The sequence below is a fragment of the Comamonas sp. HJ-2 genome, assembly GCF_053615495.1.
The window spans coordinates 38454-50512 of record NZ_JBSIFD010000025.1; the positions used below are offsets into that span (position 1 = coordinate 38454).

11 protein-coding genes are annotated in these 12059 nt (G+C 62.8%); 2 read left to right on the forward strand and 9 right to left on the reverse strand.

Going from position 1 to position 12059, the window contains the following annotated elements:
• Positions 1 to 81: 81 nt before the first annotated feature.
• Together ACWGXF_RS19445 and ACWGXF_RS19450 are read left to right on the forward strand one after the other, a co-directional pair.
• Complete coding sequence (locus ACWGXF_RS19445) at positions 82 to 588, forward strand: hypothetical protein (RefSeq protein WP_003065801.1); 507 nt, start codon at positions 82 to 84, stop codon at positions 586 to 588.
• A gap of 321 nt (positions 589 to 909) precedes the next feature.
• A complete protein-coding gene (locus ACWGXF_RS19450) occupies positions 910 to 1617 on the forward strand; it encodes a YitT family protein (protein ID WP_256628478.1) in 708 nt (235 codons plus the stop codon).
• Between the two features lie 145 nt (positions 1618 to 1762).
• Here the strand turns inward: ACWGXF_RS19450 and soxZ are convergent, their stop codons facing one another.
• The 9 genes from soxZ to ACWGXF_RS19495 form a co-directional block, all read right to left on the reverse strand.
• Positions 1763 to 2092, reverse strand: coding sequence for a thiosulfate oxidation carrier complex protein SoxZ (soxZ, locus tag ACWGXF_RS19455; RefSeq protein ID WP_087080775.1), 330 nt, complete (start codon positions 2090 to 2092; stop codon positions 1763 to 1765).
• A 13-nt stretch (positions 2093 to 2105) separates the two neighbouring features.
• Positions 2106 to 2606, reverse strand: coding sequence for a thiosulfate oxidation carrier protein SoxY (locus ACWGXF_RS19460; protein ID WP_256628477.1), 501 nt, complete (start codon positions 2604 to 2606; stop codon positions 2106 to 2108).
• 159 nt (positions 2607 to 2765) lie between these two features.
• Positions 2766 to 4097: an FAD-dependent oxidoreductase gene (locus tag ACWGXF_RS19465; RefSeq protein WP_003065814.1), complete on the reverse strand. Its 1332-nt coding sequence runs from the start codon at positions 4095 to 4097 to the stop codon at positions 2766 to 2768.
• A 183-nt stretch (positions 4098 to 4280) separates the two neighbouring features.
• Positions 4281 to 5303, reverse strand: coding sequence for a YeeE/YedE thiosulfate transporter family protein (locus ACWGXF_RS19470; protein ID WP_452102366.1), 1023 nt, complete (start codon positions 5301 to 5303; stop codon positions 4281 to 4283).
• A 188-nt stretch (positions 5304 to 5491) separates the two neighbouring features.
• Complete coding sequence (locus ACWGXF_RS19475) at positions 5492 to 6769, reverse strand: NAD(P)/FAD-dependent oxidoreductase (RefSeq protein WP_256628475.1); 1278 nt, start codon at positions 6767 to 6769, stop codon at positions 5492 to 5494.
• Entirely contained in the window at positions 6770 to 7114 is a 345-nt protein-coding gene (locus ACWGXF_RS19480; RefSeq protein WP_452102367.1) for a c-type cytochrome, read from the reverse strand.
• Between the two features lie 324 nt (positions 7115 to 7438).
• Positions 7439 to 7789, reverse strand: a complete 351-nt coding sequence (locus ACWGXF_RS19485; RefSeq protein WP_238553971.1) for a hypothetical protein — start codon at positions 7787 to 7789, stop codon at positions 7439 to 7441.
• A 103-nt stretch (positions 7790 to 7892) separates the two neighbouring features.
• Entirely contained in the window at positions 7893 to 10052 is a 2160-nt protein-coding gene (gene metG, locus ACWGXF_RS19490) for a methionine--tRNA ligase (protein ID WP_256628474.1), read from the reverse strand.
• A 229-nt stretch (positions 10053 to 10281) separates the two neighbouring features.
• Entirely contained in the window at positions 10282 to 12027 is a 1746-nt protein-coding gene (locus tag ACWGXF_RS19495; RefSeq protein ID WP_229227540.1) for a sensor domain-containing diguanylate cyclase, read from the reverse strand.
• Positions 12028 to 12059 lie beyond the last annotated feature (32 nt).

Here is a 12059-nt window from a genome sequence, read left to right on the forward strand (position 1 = left end):
GTTTGCAAAAGTGGCGCGCGTGCGCGGGTGGCTTGATGTCAGAATTCGCATTCTGTCTGGCAAGCATTGTGATCCAAGCCCATGAATATTTTTTCCCGTGTGACGGCGGCCCTGGCGGCGGCTGCTATCAGCACCCTGGCGCTGCTGGGCTGCGACGAGCAGAAGATCAAGGAGCTGGAGGAAGGCCTGTCCACCGAGGCCGATGTGCGCGCCCGGTTCGGCGAGCCCGAGCGCATCTGGAACGAGGAAGACGGCTCGCGAACCTTCGAGTACAACCGTCAGCCGGCCGGTGCCAGGAACTACATGATCACCATAGACACTGACGGCAAGATGAGCGCGCTGCGCCAGGTGCTGGCCCCGCATGTGTTTGCCAAGATCGTGCCCGGCATGGAGGAAAACGAGGTGCGCCGCATGCTGGGCAAGCCTGCCAAGATGATGACTTACAAGCTCAAGCAGGAAACCGACTGGGACTGGAACTACATCGATCCGCCCACGCGCGAGATGCAGTTCACGGTGACCTTTGGCGCCGATGGCCGGGTGCTGCGCACGCTCAACCGCGAACGCCTGCCCGACGAGCCGCGCGGCTGATCGCCTGCAAAGCCACCGGATCTCTTAAAAGCCCTGTTTGCGATGGTGCAGACAGGGCTTTTTTGCCTCTGGTCTGGAGAGGGCCTGAATGCTGTGGTGGCGGGGGAGTCGAGATGCTTCTGAATTAATAGCTTTTAGCGCTTTACCGGTAAGCGATGGAAGCCAAAAAGCTTGAAATATTCGACGGGGTTGCCTCTGAAATTCCCCTTCGGGATTTGTTGCGTTGCAGCAAATCATGTGCATACAGCATGAGTCCATCCGTAAAATTAAGGGGTTTCCCGGTGTTATCCGCATCGGCTCGCCCCGGTCTTTATCGAGATCATGGGCATCAATCTTGCTGTCTTACCCGACATGTCGACACCGCTATCTTCTTCGGCCAGCTCTGCTCTGGCCGGCCGCATGGATGCCCCCGCTGCTGCTGAACCGGCCACTTCGGGCCTGCGCCATGGCCGCTTCGAGGACGCGCAGGCCCTGTTCACGGGCTCGCTGTTTGTCTCCATCACCATGATGCTGTTTGCGCAGGCGGGACTGCTCACGGGCAGCACGGCGGGCGTGGCCTTTTTGCTGCACTATGTGACGGGACTGCCTTTCGGCGCCATTTTCTTCGTCATCAATCTGCCGTTCTACTGGTTTGCCTGGAAGCGCATGGGCGCGGAGTTCACGATCAAGACCTTTGTCTCGGTTGCCATGCTGGCGCTGATGGCCGATGTGGGCCCACGCTTCATCCATATCGACTATCTGAATCCGCTCTATGCGGCCGTGGCTGGGGGCTTGCTCATGGGATCGGGTTGCCTGTTCCTCGCACGGCATCATTCCAGCCTGGGCGGAGCCACCATCGTCTCTCTCTACCTGCAGGACCGCTACGGCATTCGCGCCGGCAAGGTGCAGATGATGATCGACTGCACTGTTGTGCTGCTGGCGCTGGCCATCGTGCCGCTGGAGCGTGTGGCGTATTCGGTGCTCGCTGCGGTCATCATGAGCATGTTCCTGTGGATCAGCCATCGCCCCGGCCGCTATCAGGGCAACTGAGGTCTGTCATCCATGAAAAAAGCCCCGCTCCGGTGCAAACCGGGCGGGGCTTTTTCATCGCCGGGCCGCTCCAAGATGAAAACGCCGGGGCCGCGGCCACACGTAGTGGGCAAGCGTGGGGCGCCATTTCTCATGGCTCTCGCGATCAGGCGACGCTGATCGTCTTCTGGGCGCTCAGTGTCTGTCCTTGCTCGTCCTTCCACTGCATATTCAGCTCGCCGCTTTCGCGCGCCACAAAGGTGAACTCGATATAAGGGTTCTGGGCAATCGAGATGCCTGGTTCCCAGCTGAACAGCAAGGTGTTGCCCAGCCGGGCTTCGAAACGGCTCACGATATTGCGCGGGCGCACCTTGCCCGTGGCCGGGTCGGTGCGCAGACCGCTTTCCATGACATGTTCCATCTGCGCGCGCACGCGCAGCACTTCGCCTTTCTTGGGGTTGGCATTGCTGACCCATACGCGAGCTGGTTTGTTCATAGTTATGTTCCTCTCACATGCCGCAGCCGCTGGCGGCTACCGTCGTTGCTTGCTTTGCTACCAGCACCTTGCCGCTTTTCATGCGCGCCAGGGCGTGCACGGTCTGCGACTGGGACAGGCGAATGCGCACCGCCGCCTCTGCCGTGCCTGCGGCCGCAGAGAATTGCAGGCGGCAAGTCAGCGGCGAGGGGTTGAGCTCGGCCAGCACAATGATCTCCTCGCACCAGTCCTGCTCGGTGATGGGCAGCGTCACCTTGACCTTGACGGGCACGGCACTGGGGTTGTCGGCCAGCACGGGCACATCGAGCTGCAGACCATCGGCCTGAGTGGCCTTGCCGCCGGTGAATTGCTCCATGAGCTTTTTGAACTCGGCCGGGTTCGGCGCCAGTGGCCCGACCAGGGGAGTCTTGGCTGCGCTGCTGGCTTGCGCCAGAGCCGATGCGGGCAGAGCCAGACTGGCCCCGGCTGCCGCCGCGTTCAGCACCATGCTTCTACGGGTGGTGTTCTTGAACATTGCTTCTCTTCAATCCAATTAACAAAACTTCAAAACTCGCACCGCCTCCAAGCGAGAGACGCCAAGCAAGAGCCGCCTCGCGGCGGGGGCGCCTAGCAGAGGGCGTCGTCCCCCTCCCGAAGAGAGAGGGGGAAGCGGCAAAGCCGCTCAGGGGGAGATTTAAGTGCCCAAGAAATCACCGAACTTGCCGTTGATCCAGGCAAAGTCTTCCTTGACCAGATCGGAGGTGCGCACATCCATGTCGATCTGGGTCTGGTTGACCTGGCCGCTGGCGTCCACCTCGTATTCGAACTTCACCGAAATTTCCTCCTGAGGGTCGCCGTTGACCATCATGTAGCAGAGGTTGTCGGGCAGCCGGGCCACGACCTCCTTGCCGGCCACGCGCTCGGCAATGTTCCGGGCGACGATCTTGCCGATGTAGTTGGCCACATGGCCGCTCTTGGGATAGTGGCCGAACTGGGGCGAGATCGCGCCCATCAGATCGCCCACAAAGTAGACGCGGTCGTCGCTCCTAGCATGGAACAGGCGGTTATGCATATCGGCCCAGCCCGTGGGCTTGCCGGTGGCGGCATCCTTGCCTATCAGGTCTGCCTTCCAGACCATGTCGGCGGCCTGGTGGGGCGGCATGAGGATGGCGTCGTCGAACTTGAAGTCGCCCGCAGCGGTCTTGATCTGCTTGTTGAAGGGGTCCACTTCCTTGACGCCGGCATTGGGCACATGGGTGATGATGTCTGCGTACAGCTCCTCGAAAGCCTGCTTGTAGCCCACGCCGATGGGGGCGATCTTGGGCTTGGGGTCGAGGATCAGGATCTTGCCGGGAATCTTGTTCTTCTTGATATGCCAGGCGATCAGGCAGGCGCGCTCATAGGGCGAGGGCGGGCAGCGATGCGGTGGAGGCGGCAGCGTCATCACCAGCGTGCCGCCCTTGAAGTTCTTGACCTTGCTCTTGAGCGAGAGCATCTCCTGGTTGGGGATGTAGGCGTTGGGGAAATGCGTGCGCGTGTACTCGATGGCGTGCTGGTCGTTGCCGAACCAGGCCTCGTAATCGTTGCGAATGCCGCCCGAGAGAATCAGGAAGTCGTACTCGATCAGGCCATGGGCCGTGCGCACCAGCTTTTTGTCGCGCTCAAAACCCGTGACTTCGGTCTGCAGCAGTGTGTAGCCGTATTTGTTGGCCGGGTGCAGCATGTCGCGGTTCACGAAGTCCGTGCCAACTATGTCCACCAGCCACTTGTTGCTCATGGGGCCGGACCAGAAGGTCGGATTGCGCTCCAGCAGCACGACGTCGGAAGCGGGAATCAGCTCGCGCAGATAGCGTGCCGCCGTGAGGCCGCCCCAGCCGCCGCCGCAAATCACGATACGCGGCCCCTTGCCCTTGCGCGGCAGGATGGGCGACTGGCTGCTGATGATGGCGGGTGCAGCCATTGCCGGGCCGGCAGCGGCGCCCAGGGCGAGTGCGGGCGGAGTCCAGAGGAAATGGCGACGTTGCATGAGCATTGCTCCTGTAATGGGAATGGGGCCTGATTCAGGCCTTGGATTCGGGGGAGGGAAGCAAGCTTGGGCGCAGCGCGATGGGATTGCCTCTCAGCCGACACTCGGCACAAGCAGAGCTGGTGGCTGGAGATTCTAGGAGCAGGTCCTGATCCGGAGGTGAATACCCAAGCGAAGCCAGCGCTATTGCTGGCGCAGCAGGCGCAGGCTGAGAAGCGCTCCGAGCAGGATGCCGGCAACGGCCGCAAAGCTGGCCAGCGACAGCGTGGACAGCCCGCTCAGCCCCTGGCCGATGGAGCAGCCTGCGGCCAGCACGCCGCCAACGCCCATCAGCAGGCCGCCACCGGCGCTGGCAGCCAGCCGGCTGGTGGAGTCAAAGCCTTCCCAGCGTGCCGTGCGACTGCCAAAGGCTGCGAGAAATGCGCCGGCGAGCACGCCAGCCGTCAGCGCCAGGCCTATGCCGGGCTCGCGGCCCACGGACAGTTGCAGATAGAGCAGAGTCTCGGCGATCGGGCCGATGAAGCTCAGCGAGGTGAGGCGGGCCAGCTCGAATTCATCGACCCCGATATGCGCAGTCAGCCACCAGCCGGCAGCCACCAGCAGGCCTATGAGCAACGCACTGCCCCACTGCAAGCGGCTTTGACGCAGGCCGGGACGCAGCAGGGCATAGGCCAGCAGCAGCAAGGCCAGCCCAAGCGTCAGCAGCCATGTATTCAGGGAAGACAGATAGGCGGGCAAGGTGGCCTGGGCCAGAGTGAGGGGGGCGAGGGCCTGCAGCCACAGGCGCAGAGGCGTCAGCACACCCGTCATGGCCAGTTGTGCGCCCAGCGCCAGAAACACCACGGTGACCAGAGAGCGCAGATTGCCTCCCGCCAGCAGCACCAGAGAGCGTGCTCCGCAGGCGCGTGCCAGCACCATGCCGATGCCAAACAGCAAACCACCAATCAGCACGCCAGCCATGGAAAAGCTGGGCCGCGCAATGGCGGCCTGGCTCAGATCGAGCATTCCCAGAGCCTGCAGCCCCTGCGAGGCCAGCAAGGCCACGGCCAAGGCCAGGGCAAAGGCCTGCAATGCAGGTGCCTGGCCCGCCGCGACTTCGGTATCCAGCCCCATTTGCTGGCGCAGGCCGCGCAGCAGACAGAAACGCCCCAGCCGCGCGGCGACGCCGAAGGCCATGCCCAGCAAAAAAACAGACCACAACAACATATCAGTCGTTCAATAAAGCAGAGGAGGGCGGGTGGCAGAGATTCGCATCCAGCGCATGAAGCATGAACTTTCGCTCGGGCTGGCGAGCAAGGGCCGCCCCGCAGCAAAGCCAGCGTCCCCCTTCCCGCAAGCGAAGCGCAACGAGAGAAGGGGGAAGGCGCGTCAGCGCCTCAGGGGGATGCCTCTAGTCAACCACCCCAGATATCCGCGCTGATCGCCTTGTACCAGGCTGCGCCGTAGTCGGCCTCGGCCTTGCGGAAGGCGGCATCGCCGTTCAAGGGGCTCACGCCGCCGGAGTCTGGCACCTCGATCAGCTTGCCCGCTGCCGTGCGGTAGACGCCGGCCACGGAGATGCCGTAGTCGGTGCCGATCAGGCTGTAGCAGGTGTTGGCAAAGGCCGCCGCAGGCAGGGGCTGGCCGCTCAGCTCGGCGGCAATCGCAGCAGCGGCCACCTTGCCTTGTGTATTGGCGGCAAAGCCGGACTTGGGCATGGGCGCGGCAATCGTGGCGTCGCCCAGCACATAGACATGCTGGACCTGAGTGGACTCAAAGGACTCGGGCTTGACGGGCACCCAGCCACTGGCATTGGTTACGCCGGCGCGGTCGGCGATAAAGCCGGCCTTCTGGGGCGGGATGACGTTGAGCACATCGGCCTTGTGCCTGGTGCCGAACGCAGTTTCCACTTCCAGGTTCCTGGCATCCACGCGCGTGACCTTGCCGTCATCGGCCTGCTTGACCCATTCGATCATGTCGCCATAAAGCGCCTTCCAGCCCTGAATGAACAGGCCTTGCTTGGAGAAGGCATCCTTGTCGTCCAGCAGCAAAATCTTGGACCGGGGTTTGTGCTTCTTGAAGTAGTGCGCCACCATGGCCGCGCGCTCGTAGGGGCCGGGCGGGCAGCGGAAAGGGTTGGCAGGGATGACCATCACGAACTTGCCGCCGTCGGGCATGGCTTCGAGCTGCTTCTTGAGCAACTGGGTCTGCGCTCCGGCCTTCCAGGCATGGGGAGCGAGTTGGGCGGCCGCCTCGTCATAGCCTTCCAGTGCATTCCAGCGCATGTCGATGCCGGGCGAGAGCACCAGCTTGTCATAGCTCAGCGCCTGACCGTTGGACAGCAGCACGCGCCTGGAGTCGGTCAGGACCTGGTCGGCCCGTGCGTGGACCACGTTCACGCCGGCCTTGCGCAGGCCGCCGTAGCCGTGGCCTATGCTGTCCCAGCTGCGCAGGCCGGCCAGGTACAGATTGGAGAAGGGGCAGGTATAGAAGCGCTCGGCCGGCTCCACCAGTGTGACCTGGATATGCGGCGCGAACTGGCGCAGATAGCGCGCGGCCGTGGCTCCGCCAAAGCCGCCGCCGATCACGACCACATGGGCCGAAGCTGCCTTGGCCTGCACGATGGCGGGCATGGCGAAGCTGGCTGCGCCGGCGGCGGCACCGCCGAGAATTTGACGACGATTGATCTGCATTTACTGGCCCTTCTTGCTGAACCATTGGGCCAGCGCTTTGAGTTGCTCATCGTCGTAGCCCTTGGCCAGACGGGTCATGACGGTGGCGTCCTTGGCAGTGCCAGCCTTGAAGGCCTGCAGGCGCTGCAGCAGATGGGCCTCAGGCAGGTCGCGAAGCTGGGGAATGACGCCCGTGGAGCGGCCGTCCGGGCCGTGGCAGTTGGCGCAGCTGGCAGCCAGCACGGCTACATCCTGCACACGCAAGGAGGTGGCAGCAGGGTTGGCCAGGCTGGGCAGCGGCGCTGCCAGGGCAAAAGCCAGCCATAGCGCAGGGCGCGCTGAAGTGAGCAAGGGTTTCGATCGCATGGGGCCTCCCGTTGTCCCCACGCAAGGCCGCGTGGGGGATTTATGACCTCGATGCCTGAATGTGCACGGCCTTTGTTATGTGTGGCGAATGTCGAGCATTCTTCTGGGCAGGGGCGGAGCAGGCAGAGCTGATGGAGTCGGATTCTAGGAAGCGGACCGGCTCTGACAAGCTCAATATCCCGGTGGTGTAACAGGAAGTTATTGGTTATTTAGTTATGCGCTGCGCTTGTGCTTGCGGGGGCGCGTCAGGGCATGAAAAAACCGCATTGCGCTATCTGATGTGTAGCGCAATGCGGTTTCCTATGAACGGATGCGGGTGATTCGTCAGTTTTGCGGCGGCATTCCGTCAGAGGGCGCGGAAGGCGTGGTATTGGCGGACGTTGCCGGCATTTCTGCCGCTGCGGGAGCGGTAGCCGACGGATCGCGGTAGCGAATATTCACGCCGCTGGCATCGGGCTGGTCCTCATCCATCAAGGCGTCAGCGGCCTTGCCAACCCCCTTGCCCACGATCTTGGCCGTGCCGATGGCGGCATCGGCGGCCAGACCCACGGCCCCGGCCGTCACGCTGATGGCAGTGCCGGTGACGGCGATCACGGTGCAGCCCGAGAGCGTCAGGGATAAAAAAACTCCAGCCAGCCAGAAGCCGCAGGAGCTTGGGGAAGCAAGTCCCTGCAAGGAGACACCGGGCAAGAGCCTAAGGCGGCCCCGCCGCCTCGCGGCGAAGGTGTCGTCCCCCCGGGGGGAAGGCGCCAAAGGCGACTCAGGGGGGATCATGAGATCAATGAATCCGCATGCCGGGCATGGCGCCGGGGAAGGGCTCCAGCACATAGATGCCGGGGTGGGCCTTCTCGTCGGCATGGCTGGCTGCCAGCACCATGCCTTCGGACAGGCCGAACTTCATCTTGCGCGGAGCCAGATTGGCCACCATCACCGTCAGCTTGCCCTGCAGCTGCTCAGGCTGGTACATGCTGCTGATGCCGCTGAACACATTGCGGGTCCTGGGCTGGCCGTTTTCGTCCTTCTCGCCCACGTCCAGCGTCAGCTGCAGCAGCTTGGTCGAGCCTTCCACCGTCTTGCATTCCAGAATCCTGGCGATGCGCAGATCGACCTTGGCAAAGTCGTCGATGCTGATGGTCTCGGCCAGCGGCTCGCCGCCGGGGGCATTGGGGTCGATCACGGGCTCGGCCTTCTTGGCGGCCTTCTTCTCGGCCTTGGCGGGTTCGGCGGCGGGGGCGGCCTGGCCCGAACCTGCAGAAGATGGCGCTTCGAACAGGGCTTCGAGCTGCTTGGGATCGACGCGCTGCATCAGATGCTGGTAGATGCCGATCTGGTGGCCTGCGCCCAGGGGCTTGACCACGTCGGCAAAGCTCTCGGGCGGCACGATGAGGAATCGGGCCACTTCGGCGGCCACGCCGGGCAGGATGGGGCTCAGGTAGATGGTCAGGATGCGGAAGGCTTCGATGCAGGTCGTGCACACATCGTGCAGGCGCGCATCCATGCCTTCCTTCTTGGCCAGTTCCCAGGGCTTGTTGGCGTCCACATAGCTGTTGACCTTGTCGCACAGCAGCATGATCTCGCGCGCGGCGCGGGCGCTGTCGCGGGCCTCGTAGGCGGCGACGATGGCGGCTTGCTGTTCGCGCAGCGCGGCCAGCAGGGCCTGGCCGTCTTCGCTTACCTGACCCAGCCTGCCGTCAAAGCGCTTGCTGATGAAGCCTGCGGCGCGCGAAGCGATGTTCACGTACTTGCCGATCAGGTCGGAGTTGACGCGCAGCATGAAGTCTTCGGGATTGAAGTCGATGTCTTCGTTCTTGCCGTTGAGCTTGGCGCCCAGGTAGTAGCGCAGCCACTCGGGGTTCATCTTGAGCGACAGGTATTTGAGCGGGTCGAGGCCGGTGCCGCGGCTCTTGCTCATCTTCTCGCCGTTGTTCACGGTCATGAAGCCGTGCACGCAGATCCTGGTCGGCGTCTTGCGGCCGCTGAACTTGAGCATCGCAGGCCAGAACAGGGTGTGGAAGGTGATGATGTCCTTGCCGATGAAGTGGTACTGCTCCAGGTCGGGGTCGGCCATATAGGCGTCGTAGTCTTCGCCGCGTCGGTTGAGCAGTTCCTTGAGCGATGCCAGATAGCCCACGGGCGCATCCAGCCAGACATAGAAATACTTGCCCGGCGCATCGGGGATCTCGATGCCGAAATAGGGCGCGTCGCGGCTGATGTCCCAGTCGTCCAGGCCTTCGCTGGTCGAGCCGTCGGGGTTGGTGCGCACGCCGAACCATTCCTTGATCTTGGCCGCCACTTCGGGCTGCACATGCTTGCCGTTTTGCGTCCACTCGGTCAGGAACTCCACGGCGCGCGGGTCGGAGAGCTTGAAGAAGAAATGCTCGGAGGACTTCATCACCGGCGTGGCTCCAGACAGGGCCGAGAACGGGTTGATGAGGTCGGTGGGCGCGTAGACCGAGCTGCAGACTTCGCAGTTGTCGCCGTACTGGTCCTTGGCGTGGCAGCGCGGGCATTCGCCCTTGATGAAGCGGTCGGGCAGGAACATGTTCTTCTCGGGATCGAAGAACTGCTCGATGGTGCGGGTTTCGATGAAGCCGGCCTTCTTCAGGTCCAGATAGATCTGCTTGGACAGCTCGTGGTTTTCGGCGCTGTCGGTGTTGCTCCAGTTGTCGAAGGCGATATGGAAGCCGTCGAGATACTGCTTGCGGCCGGCGGCGATGTCGGCCACGAACTGCTGGGGCGTCTTGCCGGCCTTTTCGGCGGCAATCATGATGGGCGCGCCGTGGGCGTCGTCGGCACCCACGAAGTTGACCGCATTGCCCTGCATTCGCTGCGCACGCACCCAGGTGTCGGCCTGGATGTATTCCATGATGTGGCCGATGTGGAAGTTGCCGTTGGCGTACGGCAGGGCGGTGGTGACGAATAGTTTGCGTGCGGTCATGAGGAAACAGCTTTCACAGAGAACCCGTCATTCTAGAAGGGCTTGGCGCCAGGCTGCGGGCGCGGGTTTTGCGGCGGCGCCCACCGAGTTCGTTCGGGAACGGTAGTTGCTTTGTTTTTTATAGCTAATTACGTAGTTCAAATATTGTTTTCAATGTAAAAATAATAGTAATTCTATGAATATAAAGCGTAAGCAGCTTCAAAATTGGAAGCGATAGCCGAGGCTGCGCTCAGCCCACCGAAGGCCTTTTGTTGCGATACATGTCCTGGTCGGCCACCTTGAGCAGGCTTTGCGCATCCTGGGCATCCCTGGGATACAGGGCCTGCCCCACGGATGCGCCCACGGTCACGGCTTCGCCCTCGGGAATGCCTTGCAGCGTGCCCAGCGGCTGCTGCAGCGCATGCTCTATCTTCAGGCGCACGGCCTGTACCTGCTCCTCGTCGCTGACGCCGCGCAGGATGAGGATGAACTCGTCACCGCCCAGACGCGCCACGACGTCATCGGGGCGCAGCAGATTGCGCAGGCGCAGGCTGATCTCGGCCAGTGCCAGATCGCCGTTGTCATGGCCCCAGCGGTCATTGAGCGGCTTGAAGCGATCCAGGTCCACAAACAGCAGGGCAAACGGGGCGGCCATGCTCTGGCCGGGCAGGGGGCGGGTGAGTGTGGTCAGAATATGCTGCAGTGCGCTGCGGTTGCTGGCCCCGGTCAGTGGATCGGTGAACAGGCTGTGGCGCATGCGGTGGAAATTGTGGGCCAGCTCGCCAATTTCATCGCGGCGCTGCACTTCGATCGGCGTGTCGATTTCGCCCAGGCCCACGCGGCGCACGGCGCGGGTCAGCGAGCGCATATCGTTGGCCACGGCGCCGAAGATGCGGGTGCCGATGACGACGGCCACGACCAGGGCCAGCAAGCCCAGGCTGCCCACCAGGGCCATATGGCGGTAGACGCCGGCCAGCATGTCCTTGTGCGGCACGGCCACCACGGCCATCCAGTCCTGACCGGCTCCATTGCTCAGGCGCCGGTAGGCAATGCGAATATGGTTGTACCTGTCATCTTCGAGCAGGGCCGTGCCGGGGCCGTCGCTGGACAGCGAGGACTGGAAGGCGCCCTGGATTTTGTCGTACACCGCCTGAATCAGCGGGTCCTGGCTGTTGGCGGCGCTCATGCGCTCCAGCTTGCCGTCTTCGCGCCGGTGGATGTTGGGCATGCCGGTGGCGGCGATCAGGGAGCCGTCGGCCTCGATGATGAAGGCGCGGCCATGTTCGCTCAGATGCAACTGGTTGACGAATTCATTGAGTGCGCGCAGCGAAATATCAGTGGCAATCACACCCTCTAGGCTGCCCTTGCTGGAGAGAATGCGGCGTGCGCGAGTGAGCACCAGGTCCTTGGCGCTGAAGTCGATATAGGCAGGAGTCCAGATCACATCGGCCGACTCCGCCGCCAGCTTGAACCAGGGTCGCTGGCGCGGCTCGAACAGATTGGTTTCGGTGGATTCATAGATCGGCTCGGCATGCATGCTGGCGACCTTGAAGTAGCTGCGGTGCTCGCCGGACTGAGTCTTGAGGCGCAACTGGCCCAGTTCTGGAGCCACTCGCTTGAGAGCAATGCCCTGGCCCGCGATATTGGCGTAGTACACATAGTCATTGGGCCGGGTATGCAGCGAGGTCGCCACCCACAGCCGGGAGATCAGGTCGGGAATATGTTCGCGGATATCGGCAGCTACGGGCTGGCCGCTGGGAAACGCAGCCTCCAGCACGGCGCTGGACGGGTGCAGGTGACGATCCACGATCAGCGCGATACGCTCGGCCTTCTCTTCCATCACCTGCTCGGACAAGGCGGACACCGTGTTGCTGCCCGTCCAGTACCAGAGCATGCCCAGGGCCGATGTCAGCAGCGCAATCAGTGCAACAAAAGGCAGGATCAGCGAGAGCTTGAGCGATTTGGAAGCGCGGATGGGCTGTGGGGATGGAGTCACTAGGCGATTGCCGGAAAGATGATGAAGGTCAT